This is a genomic window from Paenibacillus sp. VCA1 (genome assembly GCF_031583795.1).
Lineage (GTDB): Bacteria > Bacillota > Bacilli > Paenibacillales > Paenibacillaceae > Paenibacillus_AQ > Paenibacillus_AQ albilobatus.
The window spans coordinates 179485-204924 of sequence record NZ_JAVLSX010000002.1 but is presented as its reverse complement, the minus strand read 5'-3'; the positions used below and the strand labels follow the sequence as shown (position 1 = coordinate 204924).

At 50.8% G+C, this 25440-nt stretch carries 27 protein-coding genes and 1 tRNA gene; 20 read left to right on the top strand and 8 right to left on the bottom strand.

The annotated features are described in order from the left end of the window. Window positions 1-1209: 1209 nt before the first annotated feature. Window positions 1210-1959: a DUF6060 domain-containing protein gene (locus RJP21_RS04415; RefSeq protein WP_310858249.1), complete on the bottom strand. Its 750-nt coding sequence runs from the start codon at window positions 1957-1959 to the stop codon at window positions 1210-1212. A gap of 104 nt (window positions 1960-2063) precedes the next feature. Between RJP21_RS04415 and RJP21_RS04410 the strand changes: the two genes are divergently transcribed. Next, on the top strand, window positions 2064-2312 hold the full coding sequence (locus RJP21_RS04410) for a hypothetical protein (protein WP_310858248.1): 249 nt from the start codon (window positions 2064-2066) through the stop codon (window positions 2310-2312). 931 nt (window positions 2313-3243) lie between these two features. Next, a complete protein-coding gene (locus RJP21_RS04405; RefSeq protein WP_397386181.1) occupies window positions 3244-3465 on the top strand; it encodes a group-specific protein in 222 nt (73 codons plus the stop codon). A gap of 99 nt (window positions 3466-3564) precedes the next feature. On the opposite strand, the gene RJP21_RS04400 is transcribed toward RJP21_RS04405, so the two are convergent. Beyond that, window positions 3565-3637, bottom strand: a tRNA-Val gene (locus RJP21_RS04400). Between the two features lie 249 nt (window positions 3638-3886). On the opposite strand from RJP21_RS04400, the gene RJP21_RS04395 reads away from it, so the two are divergent. The 3 genes from RJP21_RS04395 (at window position 3887) to RJP21_RS04385 (ending at window position 5123) form a co-directional block, all read left to right on the top strand. Continuing rightward, window positions 3887-4063, top strand: coding sequence for a hypothetical protein (locus RJP21_RS04395; protein ID WP_310858246.1), 177 nt, complete (start codon window positions 3887-3889; stop codon window positions 4061-4063). 291 nt (window positions 4064-4354) lie between these two features. Then, a complete protein-coding gene (locus RJP21_RS04390; RefSeq protein WP_310858245.1) occupies window positions 4355-4801 on the top strand; it encodes a GNAT family N-acetyltransferase in 447 nt (148 codons plus the stop codon). Window positions 4802-4883: 82 nt separating this feature from the next. Then, entirely contained in the window at window positions 4884-5123 is a 240-nt protein-coding gene (locus tag RJP21_RS04385) for a DUF3892 domain-containing protein (protein WP_160040814.1), read from the top strand. Window positions 5124-5250: 127 nt separating this feature from the next. Here the strand turns inward: RJP21_RS04385 and RJP21_RS04380 are convergent, their stop codons facing one another. Then, window positions 5251-5988, bottom strand: a complete 738-nt coding sequence (locus RJP21_RS04380) for an MBL fold metallo-hydrolase (protein ID WP_310858244.1) — start codon at window positions 5986-5988, stop codon at window positions 5251-5253. Window positions 5989-6100: 112 nt separating this feature from the next. On the opposite strand from RJP21_RS04380, the gene RJP21_RS04375 reads away from it, so the two are divergent. From RJP21_RS04375 to RJP21_RS04365, 3 genes are all read left to right on the top strand, one after another. After that, window positions 6101-6289: a hypothetical protein gene (locus RJP21_RS04375; RefSeq protein ID WP_160040818.1), complete on the top strand. Its 189-nt coding sequence runs from the start codon at window positions 6101-6103 to the stop codon at window positions 6287-6289. A 194-nt stretch (window positions 6290-6483) separates the two neighbouring features. Beyond that, a complete protein-coding gene (locus RJP21_RS04370; RefSeq protein ID WP_310858243.1) occupies window positions 6484-7041 on the top strand; it encodes a stalk domain-containing protein in 558 nt (185 codons plus the stop codon). Between the two features lie 94 nt (window positions 7042-7135). Beyond that, entirely contained in the window at window positions 7136-7450 is a 315-nt protein-coding gene (locus RJP21_RS04365; RefSeq protein WP_160040822.1) for a DUF1292 domain-containing protein, read from the top strand. A 79-nt stretch (window positions 7451-7529) separates the two neighbouring features. Here RJP21_RS04365 and RJP21_RS04360 read toward each other — a convergent pair whose 3' ends face one another. Then, window positions 7530-9005 carry an aminotransferase class I/II-fold pyridoxal phosphate-dependent enzyme gene (locus RJP21_RS04360; RefSeq protein ID WP_310858242.1) on the bottom strand — a complete coding sequence of 492 codons (1476 nt, stop codon included), beginning with the start codon at window positions 9003-9005 and terminating at the stop codon, window positions 7530-7532. Between the two features lie 194 nt (window positions 9006-9199). Between RJP21_RS04360 and RJP21_RS04355 the strand changes: the two genes are divergently transcribed. Then, window positions 9200-10495 carry an MFS transporter gene (locus RJP21_RS04355; RefSeq protein WP_310858241.1) on the top strand — a complete coding sequence of 432 codons (1296 nt, stop codon included), beginning with the start codon at window positions 9200-9202 and terminating at the stop codon, window positions 10493-10495. 176 nt (window positions 10496-10671) lie between these two features. On the opposite strand, the gene RJP21_RS04350 is transcribed toward RJP21_RS04355, so the two are convergent. Next, window positions 10672-11295 carry a DUF1054 domain-containing protein gene (locus RJP21_RS04350; RefSeq protein ID WP_310858240.1) on the bottom strand — a complete coding sequence of 208 codons (624 nt, stop codon included), beginning with the start codon at window positions 11293-11295 and terminating at the stop codon, window positions 10672-10674. A 272-nt stretch (window positions 11296-11567) separates the two neighbouring features. Here RJP21_RS04350 and RJP21_RS04345 point away from each other — a divergent pair, with 272 nt between their 5' ends. Next, window positions 11568-12164 (top strand): hypothetical protein, encoded by a 597-nt coding sequence (locus tag RJP21_RS04345; protein ID WP_160040830.1) that lies wholly within the window; start codon window positions 11568-11570, stop codon window positions 12162-12164. A gap of 214 nt (window positions 12165-12378) precedes the next feature. After that, window positions 12379-13791: an NADP-dependent phosphogluconate dehydrogenase gene (gndA, locus tag RJP21_RS04340; RefSeq protein WP_160040832.1), complete on the top strand. Its 1413-nt coding sequence runs from the start codon at window positions 12379-12381 to the stop codon at window positions 13789-13791. Window positions 13792-13806: 15 nt separating this feature from the next. On the opposite strand, the gene RJP21_RS04335 is transcribed toward gndA, so the two are convergent. Beyond that, window positions 13807-14121 (bottom strand): hypothetical protein, encoded by a 315-nt coding sequence (locus tag RJP21_RS04335; RefSeq protein WP_310858239.1) that lies wholly within the window; start codon window positions 14119-14121, stop codon window positions 13807-13809. Window positions 14122-14423: 302 nt separating this feature from the next. Between RJP21_RS04335 and RJP21_RS04330 the strand changes: the two genes are divergently transcribed. Next, complete coding sequence (locus tag RJP21_RS04330; protein WP_310858238.1) at window positions 14424-14939, top strand: shikimate kinase; 516 nt, start codon at window positions 14424-14426, stop codon at window positions 14937-14939. A gap of 212 nt (window positions 14940-15151) precedes the next feature. Here the strand turns inward: RJP21_RS04330 and RJP21_RS04325 are convergent, their stop codons facing one another. Next, window positions 15152-15457: a rhodanese-like domain-containing protein gene (locus RJP21_RS04325; RefSeq protein ID WP_160040838.1), complete on the bottom strand. Its 306-nt coding sequence runs from the start codon at window positions 15455-15457 to the stop codon at window positions 15152-15154. A 256-nt stretch (window positions 15458-15713) separates the two neighbouring features. On the opposite strand from RJP21_RS04325, the gene aroA reads away from it, so the two are divergent. The 8 genes from aroA (at window position 15714) to RJP21_RS04285 (ending at window position 24520) form a co-directional block, all read left to right on the top strand. Then, window positions 15714-17006 carry a 3-phosphoshikimate 1-carboxyvinyltransferase gene (gene aroA / locus RJP21_RS04320; RefSeq protein ID WP_310858237.1) on the top strand — a complete coding sequence of 431 codons (1293 nt, stop codon included), beginning with the start codon at window positions 15714-15716 and terminating at the stop codon, window positions 17004-17006. A gap of 62 nt (window positions 17007-17068) precedes the next feature. Then, window positions 17069-17509 (top strand): CoA-binding protein, encoded by a 441-nt coding sequence (locus RJP21_RS04315; protein WP_310858236.1) that lies wholly within the window; start codon window positions 17069-17071, stop codon window positions 17507-17509. A 214-nt stretch (window positions 17510-17723) separates the two neighbouring features. Then, window positions 17724-19610, top strand: a complete 1887-nt coding sequence (locus RJP21_RS04310; protein ID WP_310858235.1) for a glucose PTS transporter subunit IIA — start codon at window positions 17724-17726, stop codon at window positions 19608-19610. Next, a complete protein-coding gene (ptsP, locus tag RJP21_RS04305; protein ID WP_160040846.1) occupies window positions 19607-21349 on the top strand; it encodes a phosphoenolpyruvate--protein phosphotransferase in 1743 nt (580 codons plus the stop codon). The genes RJP21_RS04310 and ptsP overlap by 4 nt, the downstream gene beginning before the upstream one ends. Window positions 21350-21710: 361 nt before the next feature. Next, the gene (locus RJP21_RS04300) at window positions 21711-22154 is read left to right on the top strand and encodes a hypothetical protein (protein ID WP_310858234.1); all 444 of its coding nucleotides are present in this window, start codon (window positions 21711-21713) and stop codon (window positions 22152-22154) included. A 104-nt stretch (window positions 22155-22258) separates the two neighbouring features. Next, entirely contained in the window at window positions 22259-22603 is a 345-nt protein-coding gene (ytxJ, locus tag RJP21_RS04295; RefSeq protein WP_160040850.1) for a bacillithiol system redox-active protein YtxJ, read from the top strand. Between the two features lie 93 nt (window positions 22604-22696). After that, entirely contained in the window at window positions 22697-23707 is a 1011-nt protein-coding gene (gene ccpA / locus RJP21_RS04290; RefSeq protein ID WP_160040852.1) for a catabolite control protein A, read from the top strand. 114 nt (window positions 23708-23821) lie between these two features. Next, window positions 23822-24520: a 5'-methylthioadenosine/adenosylhomocysteine nucleosidase gene (locus tag RJP21_RS04285; protein WP_310858233.1), complete on the top strand. Its 699-nt coding sequence runs from the start codon at window positions 23822-23824 to the stop codon at window positions 24518-24520. A gap of 229 nt (window positions 24521-24749) precedes the next feature. Here RJP21_RS04285 and RJP21_RS04280 read toward each other — a convergent pair whose 3' ends face one another. After that, on the bottom strand, window positions 24750-25382 hold the full coding sequence (locus tag RJP21_RS04280) for a GNAT family N-acetyltransferase (protein WP_310858232.1): 633 nt from the start codon (window positions 25380-25382) through the stop codon (window positions 24750-24752). Window positions 25383-25440 lie beyond the last annotated feature (58 nt).

Genomic DNA, 25440 nt, shown 5'->3' with positions numbered 1-25440 from the left:
GAATGAAGTAAGAAGCACATTCAGTCTAACAAACCCGGGAAGATATATCCATAAAATTAAATCAAAAAAAGGATTTCAACCCATTGGTTGGAACACTAATTATGTGCTTCTATTAATGCAATTTAACCAGTCGTTTCACATATTCAATATCCTCATGAGGCATCCACGCAGGACCAGATCGTCTGAATCTTAGTACTATCCGGGTAACATGTAGGTTCGACCTTGCCTGTTATCTTTTCCCAGTCTTGCAGCCGTATAATAATCTTCTGACCGAATTGAGCAGCTATTTGTAATTCTTCGATCATGGTAATCACCTCTATGTATTAATTCGATAATTTAATGTTAACTCCCTTTTTAAAGAAGAAAGGCCCTCCATAAGGAAGAACCTTCTTAAATAATAAACTTCGTAAACACCGGATCACGCAGCAGCCCTGATTTGTACCAGTTTCGCATTTTCACCTCAGCACGGATTCTTGGCTCCAGGTACACGAAATTACGATCCTCTCCTGATATAATCTTTTTGCTTGCCGCATAAAATTCCTTCTTTGTCGTTGTCCCCGGGCCATGCTCGATGATCCCAGCTGGACGAAGCCTTCCGGATCCATCCAGAACGGCGGTTAGCCATCCGAAATCTTCTTTACGATATCCTGTGATAAACACCTCTGCATATGACCAGTTAATGACCTTTTGCCAGGTTTCGGATCTTCGCGTTGAATTTTCAATTCCAAATAACCAATTATTTAATGTTTTTAGAAAATAACGTATAACCTTGTGTAAAATTACTTGTTTATATATATATCAACCAAAAAAAAGGTGGATCGCACTATTAAGGTATAGATTGGAATACTTCCGGCATCAATTACATTAATGAAGCATGGGTTGTCGAATCTTTAGATAGCAACGTAAACTCTTATTTGGCAACTTCGCTTATTTAGTGCGATCCTTTTGGATCGAAATTGTGATTTTTCGAATGAGGTCAAAAGATAAATATCAATGATCTGCTGAGGGATTTTATGCCGTTAAAATTTTAATCCGGAGAAGCTACGCTTCCCACTTCCCACATAAATCTTAATGATTTCTGTGCGGTAATGGCCAACTTCCGTGAACACAATTTAAATGCTTCTTCCCAAGTGATATACAAATTAAAAGGCCCTACCCGCGTGTGCGAGTATGAGCCTATTACTGATTATTAATCATTTAATTTCATTATTATTCAATTACTCCATATACATAACCATCAAGTATTCCTGAGCCTGTTAATGTCTTAGGTGTATATCCCCATACTGTTTCTGATTTAACCAAAGAAAAATCAGCATAGGTGTCTTGTTTTCCTTGAGTATAAATCTTATGAGGTATAAACATTAGATATCCTGTTTTTCCCTGTGTGATACTTAATGAATAAGTGTTTGACACAGAAGCGGATGATGACCATGTATAACTGCACTGTAATTTAATTTGCTTCAAAATATCTCCATTGGCTACATTAGCTGAAAATGATTCGGATTCAGTTGCCGAATATGTAGCATTACTGGTGCATGGATTAGGGGCATTAGAAGGACAGTTGTACGGATCAGTTACCCGATAGGCTGAACCTGTCACTTCAGAATCTAGTTGCTTAGTATATTTAATGGTGACAAGAACACCGGTAGGTATGATATACCGAGAAAGAGGCGTAAGCTCGTCTTGTGATTTGGCTATCTTATCTTTTATTTCTTGATCTTGCTGTCTGATTTTAACAAATTCTTCGAAATCGACTTTCTCTAATCCTCCATCAGGAGTTGTTTTGTAAACTGTTGTGATAGTTTTACCAGTTATCGGGTCCTGAAAATACTGATCGCCATCTACATTCTTGGTTGCGGATGTTTCATCCGATACTGGATTTGCACTAGCACTAAATGCAAAAACTGCGAAAATCAAAAGTGATAAAAATCCGGTAAACCCAATTTTAAAGATTTTCATACATTTTCATCCTAATTTGTAAAATTATTATAATTCAAATTAAATGTACTATTCTTTTCTATTATGTGTCAATATAAATATAAAAAAAGTTAGGAGAGATCAATATGAATAAGCGAGGAGCAGGCATATCATTTATTGGAATAGCAGCATTCCTTTATGGAATTCGGTATATAGCTGCAGCAATCTTTGGGTCCAAAACAACAGTACTCAGTGACAAGTTTTTTAATGCTGCTTTAGAATATATAGGACCGAACCTTTTTTATTTAAGTGTTATTTCTTTTATAATAGGTCTGATCTATCTCTATTTTGCCGAGATTGTGGATAGTTCCAAAGGCAACAAAGATTCAGAATAATTAAATGTGGAGGCTGATCGTGTAAACGGAACTAGAAAATCAGCACTCAGAGCGCGGTGTAAAAGGAGATCATTGAAGTCTTGAAATTAAAGGATGTCTCAGAATTAATTGAATACGTAGATGAAAAGGCCACCATGGCATAATTGCCTGGTGGCTTATTTTTACATTGATAAAAGAACTAATGTTCGTATACAATACAAACAAATGTTCTTATTCGGAGGGGTTGCTATGCCAGAAAGATACATCGGTCAGATTATTGAAATTGTATATTTGGATAGCAAGGGCAAAATAACGCAACGGCAAATAGAGGTGAAGGCGATTCGCGATGGAATAGTAAGGGCTACCTGTTTAAGGACAGGATCGCCGCGAGCATTTCGAAAGGAGAATATCCTGGCGTGGAAGCCAGTGAACAAAGGAGCTGGTCGGAATGCTTGCTGATATTGAACGGAAAATACTCCAGATTCTTTACAATTATTCCGCTGATCGGTACCGTTTGCCATCGATGAAGGAAGTGATAATCAAAACCGGGAAGAGCCAGAAGGATATAACACAAGCGCTGTTAAATCTGAAGGATCAAACTAGTTCGCGAGTTTATTGAGGCATTAACGAAGGAAGCTAAGAAAAATCAAGATACTAAGCTTGAAAAATATATTAAATGGGCGGAAAGTAAAGCTGATTGGTTAGATCCATTAATTGCGAAAGAGGATGAAATTCTTGGTCAAAAGCATAAGAAAGTGTTCAGTAATCCCGAGTAAGGTTAAAAGAATAAAATAAACAATTAATAACTATACATCGATATCATGAAGATAAATTTATTTGAGAGTGCTCTAAAATACTTGGAGCTGGAGAGTGTGATATAGTGAACCGAGATATCCATGGGTTAAATGACCTTATTAAGATTGAAATCAATAATGAGGAGGTTCACAAATTATTGCGTGAGCAACTCACATTAATAGTTAATGAAGACAGTATTTTGGATTATGTTTTTTGGGACACAAAGGAACTGAAGCGTCGCACATGCATGTGTTGGAACACTATTCAAGAAACGTTCTTCTATGATCCCGAGTTTCCAAAAAGAAAGATTGGAGGGAAGTGGTATTACCCTGCTCGTGAAGCAAGACAATATCTGGAACTTTGGTTAATGAATCAGTAATTAGCAGGTATTGATGATTTGCGTCAATCACCATTCGAGAAGGGAATAGGAATAATGAAAGATAATAAAAAGCCCTTGCTACGCAAGGGCTTTTACTGATGATCTGCAGTGGGCTCGAACCACTGACCCCCACCCTGTCAAGATGGTGCTCTCCCAGCTGAGCTAGCAGATCGTATCGGAGAACAATTAATATAATATCAGGCTGCGATTTAAGTGTCAACATTTTTTTTGAAAAATATAAAACAGCGACCCTTCCGGCGATCCGGAAGGCATATTAGACTACTATTTTTTTGAAATGAACGAATACTTCGCCGCATGATCCGGGAACAATGAGCGATAAAGCCTGTTTCAGGCCGTTTGCGTTTCGAAACGGGCAAAAAGGTTGTATAAGTGAGTAAACCGGCTAAAGGAGTGGCATACCATGCCGAAAACATGGCGGTACAAAATTTGGGGCTGCTGCCTGATCGTTTTGCTTTCCGGCTGTTCGGCGGGCCAGTCCAGCGCGAACAGCGGCGACGGCTCCCCGGTGATGAAAGATATCTACAACCGGTCGGTCCCGGCAGACGTGTACTCCAAAGGCGAAATCACCCCACCATGATCATGCGACCAAGTGCAAGAGAGGCAGCCGCCGCTGCCTCTCTTTATTCTTCATCCCATTTGCGGGAATATCCTTTTTTCGTCACGTAAATAAAAGAATAGATCAATACGGCAGACATTACCGCGCAAAGAAAGATCGTGAACCCCATCCCCATATCGCCCTTTCGGCTCCTCTCCGTGATTATAGCTTAACTATACATGAAATTCATTTTTTTGTATAATAATCGAACCGTGCTTTTTCGCAAATGGAAGCGGCAAACGGAACAATGAATGACGAAGGAGAGGTTTCATCATGGCTGCCGAAATCATCACCGTGACGACGCCGGAACAGCTGCAGCAAGCTCTGGACATCCGGAAGAAAGTATTTGTCGAGGAACAGCTCGTTCCCCTTGATCTTGAGATCGACGAGCACGATGCGATCAGCGAAGACGTGCATCATATTTTGGTGCAGAACGAAGACGGGGGGTACGTCGCCACCGGGCGGCTGATCTACTACAACAACGACACCGCCAAAATGCAGCGGATTGCCGTGCTTAAGGAGCATCGCCAAGGAGGGTACGGCCGCATTCTGTTGATGGCGCTCGAGAACCGCGCGCGCGAACTGGGGCTGGCTTACTCCATTTTGGATGCGCAGTGCCAGGCCGAAGGCTTTTACGCCAAACAGGGCTACGAGACCATCTCCAAGGAACCTTTCGACGACGCCGGCATTCCCCATGTCCGCATGAAAAAATCGCTGTAAGGCGAATAACGGCTCTTTTGACAGGGGATGCTAAATGAAGCCCGCAAGCTGGGCATCTCACCTGTAAAGGAGCGATGACACAATGGGAACTCCAGGCCGTGAACATTTTATCGCCGTCCAAAAAAACGGTGACGGAGATTTGACTGCGTTCAAAACCTCGTCGGGGCGTGTCCTCAATTACGAGGAAGCGATGCAGGAAGTCAAAGCCGGTGCGATCGCCGGCGTGAACGTGTTTAAAGGAAGGGACGGGGAAATGTATATCCGCGGCGACGCGGATGGCGATCCATCAAACAATTTGGATAATTTGCCCCGCTTTGAATAGGATAACGCAAAAATCCGGTGCAAGCATGTCCCCATGCCTGCGCCGGATTTTTTTTGGGCTCCCCGAAAAGTATCCGAACCCGCTTCGAAGCCGAAGACGCGCTTTGCAGGGGGTGTTTTGCGAAGCCTCAAACCGTATAAATGCGCCCCTGCTCCATGAAGGTCATACCGGCCGTTTTGCCTACGAAATCATCTTTGTTGTCCCCGTAATGCATCAAATAAGTCATGCTGCGGATGCGTTCCGGAAGGCTCCTTAGCTCGGTCAGCGTCGTGTGGACGTTGCCCGGGCCTTCAAGCTGGCAGTCGTGCATGATCATGCGGCACCCGCGCTGCTCGACCAGCCGCTCCAGCAGTTCGGGATCGAAAACCATGTCGGAGCTGTAGAACAGCTTTTCGTTTATGTACAGGGAATAGCTGTTTTTTCCCGGAATATGCCGGTTCGGAATCAGCTCCAACCGGATATGGTCCGAAATGTCATAAGGCTTGTTCGGCGCAAGCGGGCAAACCTCGAACAGATCTTCCAAGCAGGTGATTTCCCCTTCCTGATACAGGCCCCCCTTTAACGTATGCTCCCACAAGATTTCGGTCAACGTCTCGGCAATGTACAACTTGATTTTTCGTTTGTAGGTGAACTTCATTTTAAACCCGAGCTCTTCGAGCCCGCCGACATGATCCGCGTGGATATGGGTGATAAGCACGGCGTCCACGTCCTCGAAGGATTTGCCGAGCCGGTGCAGCGCAAGCGGAGCGGTCACTCCGCAATCGATCAAAAGCGTAAACGCACCGTCCCGAAGCAAAGCGTTGTTGTTGAAATAGTTTTTGGCAAAGGCGCTGCCCGTGCCGATCATTTGCAATTCCAAATTCAAAACAATGCACCTCCCGCGTTGGTTTAGAATTCATTATATACCATAAGTTCCACTTTTGTTTTCATCTCCATACAATGCAGCAAAGGCATTTAGGAAAGCGGGGGCTTAGGGCATGGTTAAAGGCAAAAAACCGGCGAAAGCCAAAGGGGAAAAGGTTTATAAAGGCATGAGGCTCGTCACGTCGGATGTATGCGAAGCTTGCAAAACGCCTTGCGAACGCGGCATGGCCTATGCGGCACGCATGAGGGAACCCGGCGCCGTCGGCAAAGGCGTTCCTTGCATATTAACAAAGGTGAAATAAACGCCTTGCACGAACACAACCCAAACCTGCGCGAAATGCGCAGGTTTTTTCGATACCAAGAACGAGCATTTCAATTTTCAGGAAATTTCAGAGTTGAAAAATTAACCTGATAAAAGGATGGTTGGACCGCAACTTGCGCACTTACTTTTAGTATATATATACAACAGCATGAAGGAAATGGAGGGAATTAAAGGATGAGAAACTGGAAAAAGATATTGGTATGCGTCTTCGCCTTCTCCCTGATGGGCAGCTCCGTCATGTTCGCGGATTCGGTGTCCCAGAAGATCCGGGTTTGGATCAACGGCCAGGAAGTGCAGGACGGCGGTTACGTCATCGACGGCAAAACCTATGTCCCTATCAGGGAATTCAACGGTGTGGTCACGTACGACGGCGATTCCAACCAGGTGAAATTCATTAAGCCGAATGTGCATATTTTCCTGTTCAAAGGCGATACGGTGTTCGGCAATGTCAATAAAGGCAAGCTGAAATTCAACGTATTTTGCCAAGTGGACAGCCTTTCGGAGAACGTGTCTTCGGTCAAAGTCGCCATCACCGATCCGTCGGGCAACGTGAAGGACATCCAGTCGCAGGATCTCGGCAGCAGCCAAAAGGACAATTTTTGGTTCCGCACATACGATTTTACATACGACTTTAAGGTGGCCGGCAAATACAAGGTTGGATTTTACATAAAAGCTTCCAAAAACGCCGATTACGAACTGGTTGCCGAAAAAGTGATCACCGCTCTGAATTAAAAACCCCTTTTTGGAATAGGATAAATTGACCAGAGCCTTCCGACGTGATACGATACGAAGGTATGACTATATAACCTAAAGCGAGGTTTTTGTAATGAGCGATCACACACATGAGCACGGCGATGCATGCGGCCATGACCATGATCACGATCATGAGCATGAAGAATTTGTTTTGACGCTGACCGATGAGCAAGGAAACGATGTAGAAATGGTTCTTGTCGAAACGTTTGACGTTGGCGAGAATTTGTACGCATTGCTGCTCGAGCGTGAAAATCCGGAAGCTGACGGCATCATTCTGCGCGTGGAAGAAGAAAACGATGAGATGATGCTTTACAATATTGAAGACGAAGAAGAATGGAATGCTGTGGAAGCGGCTTACAACGAGCTCGTTGCCCAGCTGGAAGACTGATTCTTCGCGAAGCGCCCCGAACGTAAAGAAACCCGGCACCGCGATAAGCGGTACCGGGTTATTTTGTTTCCTTTTCGGATTAGAAGATCGGATCGGTTTCGACGATGACCTTGACGTTTTGGATATAGCGGTCCTCAGGTCCTTTGACGGGAAGGCCGACATCCACATGATCCACGATGTAATCGATGTTGTCCTGGGAAATGACTTCGCCCGGAAGCAGGATCGGAATTCCCGGAGGATAGACATAAATGAACTCGGCGATGATCCGGCCGGCGGATTCCTTGAACGGAATCACTTCCGTGTCCCCGTAGAAAGCATCCCTTGGAATGAGGGAGAGCTGGGGAATTTCCGGAATTTTGACGATCAGTTCATTGGCCGTGTTGACGTTGTAATACGTTTCCGACAGCTTGCGGAGAGCTTCAAGCAGGATCGAAACCGTCTCCTCGTTGTCGCCCGGCGTGACCAGGCAAAGGATGTTGTACATATCGCTCAGCTCGACTTCGATGTTGAAATGATCGCGCAGCCAGTTTTCCGTTTCGTAACCGGTAATGCCCAAATGGCGGACATGGATGGTCAGCTTGGTCGGATCGTAGTCGAACGTGGCTTCCCCTCCGAGGATTTCGTCTCCGAAGCAGTACAAGCCGTCGATTTCGTTGATGCTGCGGCGGGCTTTTTGCGCGAGCTCAATCGTTCTTTGCGCCATGTCGTGGCCGTTGATCGCCAAATTGCGCCGGGACGTGTCCAGCGATGCCAGCAGCAGGTACGAGGTCGAGGTGGTCGTCAGCATGCTGATGATCGTCTGCACGCGCTGCGGGTTGACGTAACCGTTTTTCGTGTTCAGATTCAGCACCGAGCTTTGCGTCATGGAGCCCCCAAGCTTGTGCACGCTTGTGGCGGCCATATCTGCGCCGGCTTCCATCGCCGACATCGGCAAATCCTCATGGAAATGGATGAGCACGCCGTGAGCTTCGTCCACGAGGACGGGCACATGGCGGCTATGGGCCAGGTCGACGATTTCCTTCAGGTTGGCGCAAACGCCAAAGTACGTCGGATTGATGACGAGCACCGCTTTCGCATCCGGATGGCGGTCCAGGGCGCGCTGTACGGATTTGGTCGTGATGCCGTGGTCGATGCCCAGATTCTCGTCGCGGGCCGGGGAGACGAATACCGGTTTGGCGCCCGAAAAAATGATGGCCGACATGACCGATTTGTGAATGTTGCGGGGGACGATGATTTTTTCTCCCGGCGAGCATACGGACAGGATCATCGTCATGATGGCGCCGCTTGTCCCCTGCACGCTAAAATAAGTATAATCTGCGCCGAAGGCGTCGGCGGCAAGCTTTTGCGATTCTTCGATAACGCCGGTCGGCTGGTGCAGGTCATCCAGCGGCGCAATGTTGATCAAATCTATGGATAGGGCGTTGTCACCGATAAACTCTCTGAACTCGGCGTCGGTTCCCATGCCCTTTTTATGTCCGGGAATATGAAACTGTACGGGATTTTTTGCCGCATGCTCCTTCAGAGCGGTAAATAGCGGCGTACGGCGATGGTCCATCGTATGCTGTCACAACCTTTCATCTGTTAAAATTACAAGGATGAGTATAGCAAAATGGGGGGCGATTGCAAGCACGCATTTTGCTCCCTCGTGAAAATATGGAAAGATTATGGGGTACATTATAAATATGCTTCATTTTCATGCCGGGATTTATGAATGGAAATTTCGCCAACAAGGAATAAAGGAGTGAGAACATGCCGCCGAAAGCGGGAGCGGCTGCCGCCGTGCAACGGCTGCGGTCCCCCTTTTTTATAGGACTGCTTATCATCATCTTTTTGGTCGAATTCATGAAAGGATCGCTTCTAGTGGCCGTATTGCCCGTATATATGAAAAACTCGCTCGGGCTGTCGGCCCATACGATCGGAATCGCGTTTTCCCTTCAGTATATCGGCGATAACCTGTTTCGGAGCCCGTTCGGATGGATCGGGGAAAGGCTTGGGTACCGGAAAACGATGGCGGGGGCGTTAATCATGACGGTTATTGCCGTTTGCATGATCGCGTTTTTATCGGGGGCGCTTTGGCTGTCGTTGGCCTGCTTTATTCTCGGGCTGGGCACGTCGCCGCTGTGGCCGACCGCCATGACGGGGACGACGGAAATATCGGGGCCGCGAGGCAGCAACGGGCAGGCGATGGGGACGCTGGAAATGGCTTCGCTCGCCGGCACCGGCTCCGGGCCGATCGTCATGAATTTTTTGATGGACCGGACCGGAAAAAATTATCATACCGCTTTTTTGATCCTGATCGGCGTCGGCATCATTTTGGTGCTTGTCGCGCTTATGCTGCCGTCAAAAGTGAAAATCCCGCTCCATGCAGCGGCCGCATCGGCGGCTGAAGCGGGGAGAGGTTTTATGGCGGTTTTCGGCGGCAAGCTCGTCCAACTGTTCGGAAGCGTCAAGGCGACGCTGCACGAAGTCAGGACGACGCTGAAGGTGAGCTGGATGGTATATCCCGCGCTGTTTCTTCAATCGTTCGTCATCGGGCTTTTAAGCCCGGTCATCACGTTGTACGTGCAAAACGAGCTCCGCCTTTCGCCGAACATGTACAGCCTGCTTCTGATCGCCGGGGGAGGAATTACGGTACTGGCCTTGATTCCGAGCGGCAAGCTCATCGACCGGTTCGGAACGGGACCGTTTTTGAATACGGGGTTCCTGCTGGCCGCGTGTTCGCTCAGCGTCTTTTCGATGGTGCGTTCCTTGCCGCTGATTTTTGTTTTCGTGTGCATTGTCGGCGTCAGCTACGCGATGATCCTCCCCGGCTGGAACACCTTCGTGTCGCAGCTGGTTCCCAAAGGCGAGCGCGGGGCGGTATGGGGATTTTTCCTTACGCTGCAAGGGTCGGGAATGGTCGTGGGGCCGATCGTGTCCGGCCAGCTGTGGGACAGGCTGGGACATTCGTCGCCATTTTTGGCCAGCGCGATCGTGATGGCATTGCTTTTCGTGATCCACCTTATCCTCTCGCGGCGAATGAAGGCCGCACTCCAAGTCTCTTGAACACGCCACGCCCCAGGTAGCCAATGCTTGGAAAACAACAAAAGCTGCATCCGTTCCGGCGATTCGCCGCGAACGGACTGCAGCTTTTTTAACATTGCAGCGTTGCAAATTTCGGGGTTCCCCGCAAAGTACCTGAATCAGCTTCGAAGCCAAGGCCCCACGTGTTAGTTAAACGGCTAAAACGCCATTTTGTACAGGGGAAGCAGCGTCTCGAAGGTGGATTGGATCAGGGAGACCAGCTCCGGTCCGTTTTCCAGCACCGCTTCGCCTTTCGGGATGCGAAGGCCGCAAAGCACTTCGGCTTTTTTTACTTTTTCCAGCCTTTCCGCCATCTGCGAGAAGTCTTTTGCGCTCATCTCCGCATGGGGCGTGAAGCCCGGATCCATATGGTCCATAGACCAATAGAAATGATCCGGCAAGCTTTTTTTCACTTTGCTGCGGTTCTTTTCGAGATGCTTCGCGAAAACAACCTTGTTTTGGCTTTCGTAAATGACGGCAAAAATGATGAACAGATGGGATTCGAACATCCCGACCTGAAAATGGGGCAGCGCTTTGTATCCCCTTTTGCTGGCCGCCCAGGCAACCCAAGTGTCATTGGGCGGATTGATGGTGCGGCGGGCGTGTTTGGCCACATGGGGAAACATTTCTTCGCCGCACAGCGCCGACAGGAACGGAGTCATTTCCTGCCCCAGCTCCTCGAGCTTCGGTCTGACGTTAGCGATCAAAGCTTCCATCCGGGGTTCGAGCCCGGGCACGGTAAAAACTTCAAAATCCTTGGATCGGAATCCTTCAATCGGCATGTTGCGCCTCCTCTAGTACGATGGATGTGACGTTTATTTTAACCTGGCCGCGCACGCTCAGCTGCCTGTTTGGCAGAGGCGGGAGGCGGGTAAAAATAGTCAATAAACCAAGTTACCCTTACATAAGATAAAGTATAAAATAGAACAAAACCTTTTTTCAACGTACTCGGGACGTTAAAACATTCACCCTTTCCCGCAACGCAAAGTCATGCATAATCCTAAAGTCGCAGGTTGTTCGTCAAAGGCGGTCCAAAACTGAAGGAGGGAGTGCCGTGAACAAGAGCTATGAAGTGGAGTATTGCAATCTGGAGCTTCGGTTTAACCGGCGGCATATTCAGGACCTGATTAAGGAATTGATACAGGAGGGATATTCCCTGTACTGGAGCGAAAACGAATCGTTGTTCATCGTTTCCGTCAGAACGGGGCGCAAACTTGTCAAGCTGCGGTTTAACCGGACTAAAAACGGCTACAAAATGGTTGGGGATTACGTCATCCGCGACGCCAAACTGGCGGAGTGGATGGAGAAGCTGATCGAGGATACGCGGGGCCATGCGGTGGTCAAAAGGTTCAAGGACCGCCAGATCCTGGTGGAAAGCATTTTATTCGGCGAAGTCATCCGTTTGGTTGAAATATCCGGATACCAGCAAAGGGTGCTGTATCAAAAGGGGCCGTTCATGACAGAGCAAGAGATATCGAAGCTCTATTTCTCGAAGGAAGGCGAAATGCGCCTGCTTCTGCTGCGGCTGGAAGTGGATGATGAGCTCGAACGGCTTCATGAGGCGCTGCAAAACGGGGATGAGGAAAAAGCGGAGCTTAGCCGCCAAAAGCTGGCCGAAATGTCCAAACAGCTGCTTATGCTTGAATGGTGACGTTATCGTCGGGATGGATCCGATGTTCCGGATGGTCGGGGATGATATGAAGCAAAATAAAAGCAAGTGACGAAAAGCACCTCTGCCGGCAAGAGCGGGGTGTTTTGTCACGAGATGTTTTAAATCGTGGGGTTCACTTTGGCGCGTAAACACGCTAAAATAGGCTTATTCTAAATTTTTCCCTAAAAAAACAACGTAAAGGATGGAGGACCATATGTCGAAGCAACAAATCGGTGTTATTGGCCTTGCCGTCATGGGCAAAAACTTGGCTCTCAACATTGAAAGCAGAGGTTTTACCGTTTCCGTATTCAACCGTTCCCCGGAAAAAACCGAGGCCCTTCTCGAAGAAGCGAAAGGGAAAAAACTGACGGGCACTTTCTCCATGGAAGAGTTTGTCGAGTCGCTCGAGAAACCGCGCAAAATTTTGATCATGGTACAAGCCGGCAAAGCGACGGACGCTACCATCGAGCAATTGATTCCGCTTCTGGACGAGGGCGACATCATTATCGACGGCGGCAACGCTTATTTCCCGGATACGCAGCGCCGCAGCAAAATGCTTGAAGAAAAAGGCTTCCGCTTTATCGGCGCAGGGGTTTCCGGCGGCGAAGAAGGGGCTCTTAAAGGACCATCGATCATGCCTGGCGGACCCAAAAGCGCTTATGAGCTGGTCGAGCCGATCCTGACATCGATTTCCGCCAAAGTGAACGGCGAGCCTTGCTGTACATACATTGGTCCGGACGGCGCCGGCCATTACGTGAAAATGGTGCATAACGGCATCGAGTATGGCGACATGCAGCTGATCTGCGAAGCCTACCATCTGCTGAAGGATGCGCTGGGTCTCGGCGCGGAGGAGCTGCACCAAATTTTCAGCGAGTGGAACAAAGGGGAGCTTGACAGCTACCTGATCGAAATTACCGCCGACATCTTCTCGCATAAAGATGAAGACACGGGCAAACCGATGGTCGACGTCATCCTCGACGCCGCCGGCCAAAAAGGAACCGGAAAATGGACAAGCCAAAGCTCCTTGGATCTCGGGGTTCCGCTGTCCATGATTACCGAATCGGTATTCTCCCGCTTCTTGTCCGCCATGAAGGAAGAACGCGTCGAAGCAAGCAAAATCCTGAGCGGTCCAAAAGCGGCGCCGTTCCAGGGCGACAAAGCCGAATTCATCGAAAACGTGCGCAAGGCGCTGTTCGCCAGCAAAATCGTATCCTATGCCCAAGGGTTCGCCCAACTTCGCGTCGCTTCCGACGAATACGGCTGGGATTTGAAATACGGCGACCTGGCAAGAATCTGGCGCGGAGGCTGCATCATCCGTTCCCGCTTCCTGCAAAACATCACGGACGCTTACGAAAAAAATCCGGGGCTCAAAAATCTGCTTCTTGATCCGTTCTTCAAAGACATCATCGAGAACTATCAAGACGCATGGCGCCAAACGGTGTCCGCTGCCGTTGGCCGCGGCATTCCGGTGCCGGGCTTCTCGAGCGCGCTGGCTTATTTCGACAGCTACCGCACCGAAAGACTTCCTGCGAACCTGCTGCAGGCGCAGCGCGATTACTTCGGCGCGCATACGTTCAAACGCGTCGACAAGGAAGGCGTCTTCCATCACAACTGGATCCAGGAATAAGAGGAGCGTGAGCCGTTAGGACCGTTCGCCGGAAGCCGGCGGGACAAGCCCGTGCATCGCCTCCTGAAGGCAGATCCGGATCCGCTCGTCTTGCGCATGGCCTGCAGCGGAGCGGTCCAGCAGCAAAAGCGCGGCTTCGCCGAAGAACTGGAAATTTTGCAATAATCGTGGCTTGGGGAGCTCCAGCAGCGCTGGTTCTCCTTGAGCCACTTTTTGTTGCACGTAATGCAAAACCCATAACATATCCTCCCGGCAAAGGATATGGCGCGGGTCGGCGATTTTTTTGATTCTTGACAACGTTTCTGGCGAATGGGAACGGGATTCTGGCATGACGGATGCTTCCACTCCTTACGATACTCCGATTTTTTCCTGAAAATCGCATCGCTAGTCGTCGTATTTATAGTCCATAGAATGTATATGCTAGACTGGCAAAAAATAGACTGCCGATGGATCCAGCTATGGATCGGGCTTCCCATCCGTGCAGCAGCGGCAATTCAGGATATATTTGCGGGCATATGCGGGATAACCAGACGAAGGAAGACCGAATGGTTTTGCGAGATTGTCGAAACTTTTTGGCCTGTGTTATGATATGAAAAAGCTTGAGAATGACAGGAAGCAAATGGGGTGCAGGATTGAGCCAGACGAAACGAAACATCATATTGATCGGAATGATGGGGACAGGGAAGTCGACGGTCGGCGACATTTTGGCGAAGAAGCTCGGATATTCGCTGGTCGATTTGGATGCGGCCATCGTGGCCGAAGAAGGCATGACGATTCCCGAAATGTTCGAGCTTCACGGGGAGCCATATTTCCGCAAGGCGGAAACCGGAGTTTTGCGCAAAATATTGGCGCAGGACGGCAGCAAGGTCGTGGCCACCGGCGGCGGTTGCGTTTTGCGCGAAGAAAACCGCGACCTTATGCTGCAAGGCGGATTCGTGGTGGCCCTCACGGCCGATGCGGAAGCAATCGTAAACCGGGTAAAAGGCGACGCCAACCGGCCGCTGCTCGCCGGCGGCGCGGAGGAGCGGGTCCGGACGATTTTGGAAGAGCGCAAGGATGCCTACAGGTTTGCCCACTCCACGGTGGACACGAGCCGTCTCGGCGCCGATGAAGTGGCGTTAAAAATTTTAACGCATTACCGCGTCTAAGCCGTTTTGTGTTAAGATAGTATAAAAGAGGTTTAAGGGACGGGCATTCGCAAGAAAACCGGGAAACATAAGGAAAACGTCTATCGTCGTATTTTGACAGAAGACAGGCCGCATTTTGCGGGAATTTTCCTTGAGATATAGGGAGGGAATTCGCTTCTTATATCTTAAAAAAACGGCAAGCCCTTATCAGGCCTGCCGCTTTCGTCAAGTCATTAAGCTTCGTCTTCGTTCCATTGGAGCATGCCGCCCGTCATGTTGACGCATTCGATGCCAAACTGCTGTAGATATTGACATGCTCTCATGCTGCGGCCGCCGCTGCGGCAAATCATGATGACTTCGCCTTCCTTCGGTATTTCATCCAGGCGGTCCGGAATTTGCCCGAGCGGGATGTGTTTCGCTCCGCTGATCATGCCCTGCGCGACTTCGTCATCCTCGCGGACGTCGATCATCTGGAGCGTTTCCCCGGCAAGAAGGCGCCGTCTCAATTCGGACGGCTCTATTTCACGAATGGACGTCATTGCAATAACCTCTTTTCAGTTGTCGTTATTTTGGACTTCGCAAAAATTTCCGATTCAGTCGGTTAAGGGAAACAAGATGCGGACAAAATGCGGTCCGTTCCTTCGAACGCTCCCATGCTTGAAAGCCGCTTGTTTCGGATTTTGCAAGATCCCTTATGTAATTATATTAATGATAACCAAGCTTTAAACGGGCTGTCAAATCGCATTTGCATCCCGGCTGAAGCGTGAACTTATTCGAGAAGGAGACATGGGGCATATGGATTTGATCGTTAAACCGACTCCGCGGTTACAGGGGGAAATCGGAGCGCTTTCCTCCAAAAACTATACGACGCGTTATTTGCTGGTCGCGGCCTTGGCCGAAGGGACCAGCACGGTATATTTTCCGGCTCATAGCGAGGACAGCGACGCGATGCGCCGCTGCATTCAGGATTTGGGAGCCGTGCTTGTCGAAGACGAGGAAAAAGCGGTCATTACGGGCTTCGGCCGCCATCCGCGGGACGTGAAGGAACTGAACGTCGGCAATGCGGGAGCCGTTCTCCGATTTTTGATGGGCATCGCTTCGCTTTGCCCGGACGTGACGTTCGTGAATGCATATCCGGATTCGCTCGGCAAACGTCCGCATGACGACCTGATTGTAGCGCTTGAGCAAATGGGGGTTGAGGTGGAGCATAACGACGGCCGCCTGCCGATCCGGATTCGCGGCGGACAACCGAAGGGCGGCCGCATCCAAGTCTCCGGCTCGGTCAGCTCGCAATATTTGAGCGCGCTTTTGTTTTTGACGCCGCTGCTTGCGGAAGACAGCGAAATCGAAGTGACTGGCGACCTGAAATCGAAGGTCGTTGTCGGCCAGACGCTGGAGGTGCTGGAGCAGGCGGGCATCGTCATTCATGCGAGCGACGATTACATGCGGTTCCGCGTCCCGGGCAACCAATCCTACCAGGCGAAAACGTACACGGTCCAGGGCGACTATCCGGGCTCGGCAGCCGTTCTCGCCGCCGCCGCGGTGACGGAATCCGACGTGCTCGTCAAACGCCTGCCGGTGGAAAGCAAGCAAGGGGAACGGGCCGTCGTAGACGTGCTGCGCATGATGGAAGCGCCGCTGACGCATGAACATGACGAGGTGCACGTCAAGGGCAACGGGAAGCTGAAAGCGGTCGAGTTCGACGGCGATGCGGCGACGGACGCGGTGCTGGCGATGGTGGCGGCCGCCGTGTTTGCGGAAGGAACGTCGCGTTTCTATAACGTGGAGAACCTTCGTTACAAGGAGTGCGACCGGATCACCGATTATTTGGCGGAGCTTCGCAAAGCCGGGGCGAACGTAGAGGAGCGACAAGCCGAAATTATCGTCCACGGGCGTCCGGAAGGCGTTGAAGGCGGCGTGGAGATCAACGCCCATTACGACCATCGCGTCATTATGGCGCTGACGATCGTCGGGCTGCGCGCCAAACAGCCGATCACGATTAAGGACGCGCATCACGTCGCCAAGTCCTATCCGCAGTTTTTTGAGCATATGAAGGCGCTTGGAGCGCAGGTTGAATGGGTAAAATAAAATAGTGGTTTGTCATAAGCTCTTATCATGAAGTTCATATAATAAGGAAGAAGGGATCGAACATGGCATTCGAAAATCCGACGCGCGACGAAATCAAGGTGATTTTGGAGCAGGCCGGGAACATAGCGGTCGTAGGATTGTCCGACAAACCGGACCGGACCTCCTATATGATCGCCGAGGCGATGCAAAACCGCGGCTACCGGATCATCCCGGTCAACCCGAATGCGGCGGGAAAGCATATTTTGGGCGAAACCTGCTACGCATCGTTGAAAGAGATCCCCGAGCCGGTCGATATCGTGAACGTATTCCGCCGGAGCGAATATTGCGCGGACGTGGCCAGGGAGGCCGCCGAAATTCATGCGAACGTGCTGTGGCTTCAGCTCGGCATCGTCAACGACGAGGCTGCGGCGATCGCTCAAGAAAACGGCATGAGAGTGATCATGGACCGCTGCATCAAGGTGGAAGAGGCGGTTACGCAGCCGGACCGTTCCGGTCGCCGGTAACCGGCAGGCTAAACATCTCCGGGGAGCGAAGCTTCCCCGGGGATGTTTTTGTGCCTGCCCAAACGGGCGGACGCCAGGATCGGAATATGCAAAATCCTTTTTGACAAAACGTGGATCTAAGCTTACCATTTGAAATATGCGCAGATTTTGCAAGGATAGGCAAGCTGGGATTTTGCAAATTCTGATCTGTTTTTTGAAAGGAGAGTGCCTTTTCTTGAATTGGCTCGGATCACTGCAGCAGCTCGGAAGAGCGGTTATACTGCCCACGATGGTCCTTCCATCAGCCGCCATATTGCTGAGCGTAGGCAGTCTTCCCTGGGCCGCATGGGGTCTTCCTCACGTCGCTGAGGTTTGCACGTGGGCCGGACAGGGCATTTTCTATTTCCTCCCGTATTTGTTTGCGGTCGGCGTGGCCTGGGGGCTTTCGAATCAGGCAGGACCCGCGGGGCTTGCGGCGCTGGCGGGCATGTTTATTTACGACCAAATCACGCGGCATATGGGCAGCGGCGGCATCCAGCCGACGACGCTGATCGGCGTCTTGTTCGGGATTTTGTCCGGCGTCGCCTCGAACCGTTATAAGCACATCAAACTCCCCGAAGCGGTGCAGTTTTTTGGCGGGTCGAGGTTTGTCCTTTTGTTTATGGGCTTGTTTTCAACGTTGTTTTCTTGGGTGCTGCTTTTCATCACCCCGTATTTGCAGAAAGGCCTGGATGAACTGACGCTGCTCATGAGTCATTTGGGCGGTTTCGGCTTGTTTTTGTATGGCATTTTGTACCGGGTGCTGACCGCATTCGGTTTGCATCATCTGCTCAACAACATTTTCTGGTTCCAGGCGGGTTCCTACCAGACCCCTTCGGGGAACATCGTGCAGGGCGACCTGCCGCGCTTTTTTGCCGGTGACCCGACTGCGGGCGGCTATATGGCCGGCCTGTTCCCGATCATGATGTTCGCGCTGCCGGCCATCGCGCTGGCCATTATACAGGAAGCGCGCGAAGACTTGAAACCGAAGATAAAAAAGACATTTTTGACGGCGGCGCTCGTATGTTTTTTAACAGGGGTGTCCGAGCAGATCGAGTTTGCGTTTCTGTTCGCCGCGCCGTATTTGTTCATTTTGCACGCGGTGCTCTCCGGGGCCGCCATGTGGCTTACCTATGAACTGGACATTCATCACGGCTTCTCCTATTCGGCGGGGGCCATCGATTTTTTTCTCAACCTGCATTTATCCCATCATGCGTGGCTGCTGATTCCGATCGGCATCGGCTACGGCTTCGTCTATTATTTTTTGTTCCGGTGGGCGATCCGCAAATTCCAGATTCCGACGCCGGGGCGCGAGGAAGGCTCGACGCTCGAGGATTGGGCGGGAAGCATTCCGTATCAGGCTCCGCTTATTTTGGAGGCGCTCGGCGGCAAGGACAACATCGTCCAGGTCGAATCCTGCATCACCCGGCTTAGGCTCACCGTCAAAAACGACAGGCTTGTGGACGGCAACGCGCTGAAGCTGCTCGGCTCGGCAGGATTGATCAAGCTTGGAGGAGGCAACGTTCAGGTCGTCTTCGGCACGTACTCCGAGCTGATCCGCGAGGAAGTGAACAAGCTGCTTCAACGGGATTTGCCGCGGGTGCTGTTCAGCGCGCCGGTGCAAGGCCGGATGCTTCCGATCGAGGAGGTTCCGGATCAGATCTTCGCGGCCAAGCTCGTCGGCGACGGCGTCGCCTTCATGCCGGAGCGGGGAGAACTGGTCTCGCCCGTGTACGGCACGATCGTTCACATCTATCCGACGATGCATGCGATCGGTATTTCCACGCCGGATGGCCTCGAAGTGCTGCTGCATATCGGCATCGATACTTCCCAGCTTAAGGGAGGGCATTTTACGGCGGTCGTTAAAGAAGGCGACGCGGTCGAACCGGGTCAGCTGCTTGTCAAGTTCGACCTGGCTTACATTAAGGCGCATGCCACCTCGATCGCGACGCCGATGGTCATTACGAATCCGGACCGCGTCAAATCGTGGAGCTTCGCCCCGTTCAAAGCGGTCAAAAAAGGGCAGACATCGGTTATGTCCGTAGTATTACACGACAGAAATGTTGGGGGTTTGGAATCATGATACAAGGCATCGGAGCATCTGCCGGCATCGCAATTGGAAAAGCATTCGTTCTGCCGAACTGGGAATGGGATTTGCCCGAAACCGGTATAGACGCAGTTGATCTGGCCAATGAGTTTGAGCGGCTGTATGAAGGGATACGCACCTCCAAAAACGAAATCGAATATATCAAAAACGAATTCCGGGATATCGTCGGGGAAGAGGAGTCCAGCATTTTCGACGCCCACCTGGCCATTTTGGACGATCCGGTGTTCATGAACGAAATCCAGGGCGTGATCGAACGCCAATACAAGGCAGCCGAAGTGGCGGTCAAGGAAGCGATCGACCATTTCGTCACGATGTTTGACCTGCTGGATGACGAATATATGAAAGAACGGGCGATGGACATCAAGGATGTCGGCAACCGCCTGCTGAAGCATCTGCTTGGGGCGCCGGAGATTACCCTTCCGGCGGATACCCAGCCGTACGTGCTTGTGGTGAAGGAATTGTCGCCTTCCCAGCTGGCGCACCTGAACCCTGCCCATGTGCTCGGCGTCGTTACGATGCTGGGGGGCAAAACGTCTCATGCCTCCATTATGGCCCGGGCGCTGGGCATTCCGCTCGTCGCGGGCATCGAAGGCAAGCTGCCGGACCCGATTCAAACGGGCGATCTGATCGTTATGGACGGCGAATCCGGACGGCTGTTCATCAACCCGGACAAAAAAACGGTCGATCAATTTGAATGCGCGCGGACCGAGCAGCAGGTACGGAAAGAGCGCTTGGAGCTGCTCGCTTCGGTCGACGCCGTCACGAAAGACGGCACGGAGATGCGTTTGTCGGCTAACATCAGCTCGGTGAAAGAGCTGGATATGGCCGTGAAATACGGCGCGCTTGGCGTCGGTCTGTTCCGGACGGAGTTTTTGTACATGGACCGCGCCAGCTTCCCGAGCGAAGAGGAACAGTTTGAGGTTTACCGTCAAGTCGTACGCAAAATGGAAGGACGCCAGACGGTCATCCGGACGCTGGATATCGGCGGGGATAAGCAGCTCGATTATTTTCCGCTGCCGCAGGAGGACAATCCGTTTCTCGGTTACCGCGCGATCCGGATCAGCCTCGAACGGCAGGAGCTGTTCCAGACGCAGCTGACGGCCATTTTGCGCGCGAGCGCGTACGGCAAAACCAAAATCATGTACCCGATGATTTCCTCGGTGGACGAAGTGAGACAAGCCAACCAGGTGTTGCGCCGGGCCATGGCTGATCTGGACGCGAGGGGCATCCCGTATGATCCCGAAATTCCGGTCGGCGTGATGATTGAAATTCCGGCAGCGGTCACCATCGCCGATTTGCTGGCGAAGGAATGCGATTTTTTCAGCATCGGCACGAACGACCTGGTTCAATACGTACTGGCCGTGGACCGGATGAACGAACAGATCGCCCATATGTACCATCCGTACCATCCGGCGATCATCCGCATGCTGCGCACGATCGTGGAAGCGGCCCGCCATGCGGGCATTCCCGTCAGCGTATGCGGGGAAATGGCGGGGGACGAGCGGTCCATACCGCTTTGGATCGGGCTTGGCGTGCACGACTTGAGCATGTCGATCCAGTCGTTGCTCCGGGTGAAGCACCGGATTCTGAACACGTCCGCCGAAGATGCCCGCGCGGCCGCCGAGGAATGCTACAAGCTGACGACCGGCGCTGAAATCGACAAGCTTCTGACGGATTTTAACGAATCCAGCCGTTTTGAAAATCAAAAACCTTGAAAGACTCAGGAAAAGGCAGCCACGTTTCGTGAAGCGAACAACCGCCGAAGCATGTTTATGGCGGATAGGCGACCAAAACCCCGGTACTCGTAACAGAGTGCCGGTTTTTTTTGGAGAAAAGGTCTATAAGAAAGTGATGGGCTTTTTGGTAAATAAAACAGCGGCGCGCGGGAGGAAGGAATTGCGGAGGGCAGGGGCGAATACCATCAGCAGCTGAAATATTAGCACTCATTCGAGCAGATAGATAGAAAGAATTAAAGTTTTTACTTGTCATTCCTTGATCCACGGGGAATATCCGTTTCAAAAATGTGACTTGCTTTAATTCAATCTATATAGATAGAAAAGATTGAGGTGGGGTATTGTGTCAATGAAATGCAGCTGCGAACAAAGCCTGAAGCTGGAGCTTCGGACCGTTAAATACACCCGGAGCGTAACGATCCGCCATGTGCCGGTGCTTGTTTGCAATCAATGTTTGACGTACGAGCTTATACCTACGATGAGATCCGATTTAAAGAAATATGTCGAATTGCTGGGCCCCCGGCCGAAACAAACGACCTTTTCGATGAAGGATTACCACGAGCTGGCCGACGTGATTTACGGTGTGCTGGCCGATGCCGCATGTCCCAACGAAGGGCTGGACGCCAAAATTGAGCACGAAATACAGGAGCGGATCAACCTTCTTTTGGATATGTATCGATTGGCCGAAAGCATGAACGACGATGGCTGGATTTCAGACATTCGCCAGCGGCTCTCACAGCTGTCCGTAATCCTGCCGGAAATGAATGTCTTCCATGCCGATGTATGAAAACACAAAATTTTCAGAATTATTTTCATAGTTCGTTGGATTTTTCACGAAGTTTTTGATACGATAGAGGAAGGAATGAATCGAAAAAAGGAGATGTATATCAAATGGCGACGATGACCAAACTGACTACTAGCGAGGAGCTTAAGTCCGCATTGGCAGCTTCGGTTGACAAGCCCCTGCTCCTGTTCAAGCACAGCACCCGCTGTCCGATCAGCACAGGCGCCTATCGGCAGATGATGTCATATTTGGAAGACGAGCCGAACGAAGACGTAGAATACGCATTGATTCACGTTGTCGAGGATCGCCCGGTCTCGCTTGAAGCGGCCGATTTGCTTGGCGTGCAGCATGAATCTCCGCAGGTTATTTTGGTCAAAAATCAGGCGCCCGTCTGGCATACATCTCATTCTAATATCACTGAGGATGCTTTGAAACGGCATCTGAAAGGATAGTAAAGCGTTATCATTGCAGAATGCGACAATTTGTCGTATCATAATTTTAATGGGTTGACGAGTGAAAATTTATTGGCAATGGAGAGAAGGAATTTGACGGTAACCATTTACGATGTGGCACGTGAAGCAGGCGTATCGATGGCAACGGTATCGCGGGTTGTAAACAACAACCCCAACGTGAAGCCTCAGACCCGGAAAAAAGTTTACGAAGCAATCGAACGTTTGGGATATCGCCCTAATGCGGTGGCAAGAGGCCTTGCCAGCAAAAAGACGACGACGGTCGGGGTGGTCATTCCCGATATCTCGAACTCTATTTTTGCGGAAATTGCCCGGGGCATTGAAGACATCGCCAACATGTACCACTATAATATCATTTTGTGTAACGCCGACAAGAAGAAGGAAAAAGAAATCCGCGTCATCAACACGCTGCTCGAGAAACAAGTCGACGGCCTGCTTTTCATGGGCGGCACCGTAACGGAAGAACATATTCAGGCATTCCAGACTTCGGCCGTTCCGATCGTGCTTTGCGCGACGCGGGACGAGCAGGGGACCTATCCTTCCGTCGATATCGACCACGAAGCGGCGGCGTTTGACGCCGTTAATACACTCATCCGCCACGGACACCGCGAAATTGCGATGATCAGCGGCACGCTGCAGGATCCTGCCAACGGCTATTCCCGTTTCCAAGGCTACAAAAAAGCGCTGGAGAATGCGGGCATCGAATACCAGGAGGATCTGGTCCGCATCGGCAATTACCGCTACGAGTCCGGCGTGGAAGCGATGAAATATTTCCTGGGGCTGAAGAAAAAGCCGACGGCCGTTTTTGCGGCCACGGACGAAATGGCGATTGGTGCCATCCACAGCATTCAGGACGAAGGCCTGAAAGTGCCTGACGACTTCTCCGTCATCAGCGTCGACAATACGCGCATGGCTTCCATGGTGCGTCCGCTGCTGACGACGGTAGCCCAGCCGATGTATGACCTCGGCGCGGTTGCCATGCGGCTTTTGACGAAGCTGATGAAGAAGGAAAATGTGGACAACCCTCGGGTGATTTTGCCGCATGAGACGATTTTGCGTTTATCCGTAAGCCACGTGAACGAATAAGAAATAGAAACGATATGAAAAAGGTTAACATACGCTGAAAAAAAGCTCCCGCCAGGAGCTTTTTTTCACATGCCCGGTCTTGAAACATCAATTCAGAACAAGGGGGAATGAAAGATGCCGGAAACCATCGGAATCATCGGGGCAATGGACGAAGAGGTGGAACTGCTTTTGGCCGGAATGAACAGCTCGGAAACGGTCGAGAAGGCCGGAATCCGCTATCATAAAGGATCATACCGCGGCAAAAACGTCATCGTTTGCAGATCGGGAGTCGGGAAAGTAAACGCGGCGGTGACGACGCAAATTTTGATCGATTTTTTCGGCGTGTCGAAGGTGCTGTTCACGGGAGTCGCGGGTGCCGTCCATCCGGAGCTGAATATCGGGGATATCGTCGTTTCTTCCGAATGCCTTCAGCATGATATGGACGTTACCGCGCTTGGTTTCGAACGGGGAGTAATCCCTTATCAGGAGGTTTCCGCTTTCCAAGCCGACAAGGAACTGATCGCGCTTGCCGAGCAAGCGTGCAGGGAATTGGGCGAAGTGAACTGCCGCGTCGGACGCGTGCTTTCCGGGGACCAGTTTATCGCCAGCGTGGAGCAGGTCGCGTGGTTCTATGAACATTTGCAGGGAGCTTGCGTCGAGATGGAAGGGGCGTCGGTCGCACAGGTTTGTTACATGAACGGGGTGCCTTTTGTGGTCATTCGTTCGATGTCGGACAAAGCCGACGGTTCGGCGCATGCGAACTTCGCCGAGTTTACCGTGGCGTCTTCGCGCCGTTCGCACGCGATTTTGGATTACATGCTTGAACATATGTGAGGATTTTGCAAAACTCTGATGTAACAAAATAAGCTTTTAAAAAAGAAGAAGCTGCCCGAGACGGCCGACATTGGCCGGGGGCGGCTTTTTGCTTTTGAAAAAGAGGTAGGTTGTTAGCATTGATTGCTGCGGCCAAACAAATAGGCCTCCTGCAAGCAATGGCGCTTGAACGCGGGACGGCCTACGTTTCTGGTGTTTAAACAAATGGGATATATCAATAAAATGGACTTTAATACATGAAACGATGCTGAAAACGAACGCGGTCGAATTGTTCCTTCGACGAAAGCGGGACGTCCCGGCCGATTCTGACCATCAAGCAGTTCGCGGGATGCGAGCAAATTTCCGGATCGTCGGTCGCATACCAGACCATATCGACGACCTTCATCAGCCGTTCCATCATTTTGCGGTAATCCCATACGCTGAGCCCGCTGCTTTTTAAGTCCCAATGCCAATAATATTCGGTCGTGAACACGATATATTGTTCCATTTGTCCACCCTCGAAGGCGGTTTTGATCATTTTCTGGCCAAGCCCCAGCGAACGGTAGTCGTTGGCCACTTCGATCGCGCCGAGCTCGATCAAATCCTGCATATGGCCTTGGGACCAGCGTTCCTGCTCGTCCGGGTAATGGAAGGTTACGTAGCCGACGATGACGTTTTCTTCCCGGGTGATGATGATTCTGCCTTCCTCCAGGCCGGCGATCTCCACCAGCGCTTTGTGCTGGTCGTTCGGACGGCGGAAAGCGTCAAGGTCGGGATGCATGGTCAACTCGGACAATCTTCCGGGCGGCACGGGTCCTTCAACGACCAAGCAGCGATCGCCAAGAGGCACGGTTTCGACATGGTACAGTTTAAGGTGTTCCATCTGGACGCTCCTTTCAGCTTCTAACCTACTTATAGCAAAAAAACAATTAAATGAAAAG

Bases quoted from the DNA above. Each gene is read 5' to 3' on its own strand.
- RJP21_RS04415 (WP_310858249.1), bottom strand. From the start codon at position 1,959: ATGAAAATCTTTAAAATTGGGTTTACCGGATTTTTATCACTTTTGATT.
- RJP21_RS04315 (WP_310858236.1), top strand. From the start codon at position 17,069: ATGGCATTCGAAAATCCGACGCGCGACGAAATCAAGGTGATTTTGGAG.
- RJP21_RS04325 (WP_160040838.1), bottom strand. From the start codon at position 15,457: ATGACGTCCATTCGTGAAATAGAGCCGTCCGAATTGAGACGGCGCCTT.
- RJP21_RS04285 (WP_310858233.1), top strand. From the start codon at position 23,822: ATGCCGGAAACCATCGGAATCATCGGGGCAATGGACGAAGAGGTGGAA.
- gndA (WP_160040832.1), top strand. From the start codon at position 12,379: ATGTCGAAGCAACAAATCGGTGTTATTGGCCTTGCCGTCATGGGCAAA.
- RJP21_RS04385 (WP_160040814.1), top strand. From the start codon at position 4,884: ATGGGAACTCCAGGCCGTGAACATTTTATCGCCGTCCAAAAAAACGGT.
- RJP21_RS04350 (WP_310858240.1), bottom strand. From the start codon at position 11,295: ATGCCGATTGAAGGATTCCGATCCAAGGATTTTGAAGTTTTTACCGTG.
- RJP21_RS04410 (WP_310858248.1), top strand. From the start codon at position 2,064: ATGAATAAGCGAGGAGCAGGCATATCATTTATTGGAATAGCAGCATTC.
- RJP21_RS04395 (WP_310858246.1), top strand. From the start codon at position 3,887: ATGCCGAAAACATGGCGGTACAAAATTTGGGGCTGCTGCCTGATCGTT.
- RJP21_RS04370 (WP_310858243.1), top strand. From the start codon at position 6,484: ATGAGAAACTGGAAAAAGATATTGGTATGCGTCTTCGCCTTCTCCCTG.
- ytxJ (WP_160040850.1), top strand. From the start codon at position 22,259: ATGGCGACGATGACCAAACTGACTACTAGCGAGGAGCTTAAGTCCGCA.
- RJP21_RS04280 (WP_310858232.1), bottom strand. From the start codon at position 25,382: ATGGAACACCTTAAACTGTACCATGTCGAAACCGTGCCTCTTGGCGAT.
- ptsP (WP_160040846.1), top strand. From the start codon at position 19,607: ATGATACAAGGCATCGGAGCATCTGCCGGCATCGCAATTGGAAAAGCA.
- RJP21_RS04365 (WP_160040822.1), top strand. From the start codon at position 7,136: ATGAGCGATCACACACATGAGCACGGCGATGCATGCGGCCATGACCAT.
- aroA (WP_310858237.1), top strand. From the start codon at position 15,714: ATGGATTTGATCGTTAAACCGACTCCGCGGTTACAGGGGGAAATCGGA.
- RJP21_RS04390 (WP_310858245.1), top strand. From the start codon at position 4,355: ATGGCTGCCGAAATCATCACCGTGACGACGCCGGAACAGCTGCAGCAA.
- RJP21_RS04335 (WP_310858239.1), bottom strand. From the start codon at position 14,121: ATGCCAGAATCCCGTTCCCATTCGCCAGAAACGTTGTCAAGAATCAAA.
- RJP21_RS04375 (WP_160040818.1), top strand. From the start codon at position 6,101: ATGGTTAAAGGCAAAAAACCGGCGAAAGCCAAAGGGGAAAAGGTTTAT.
- RJP21_RS04360 (WP_310858242.1), bottom strand. From the start codon at position 9,005: ATGGACCATCGCCGTACGCCGCTATTTACCGCTCTGAAGGAGCATGCG.
- RJP21_RS04355 (WP_310858241.1), top strand. From the start codon at position 9,200: ATGCCGCCGAAAGCGGGAGCGGCTGCCGCCGTGCAACGGCTGCGGTCC.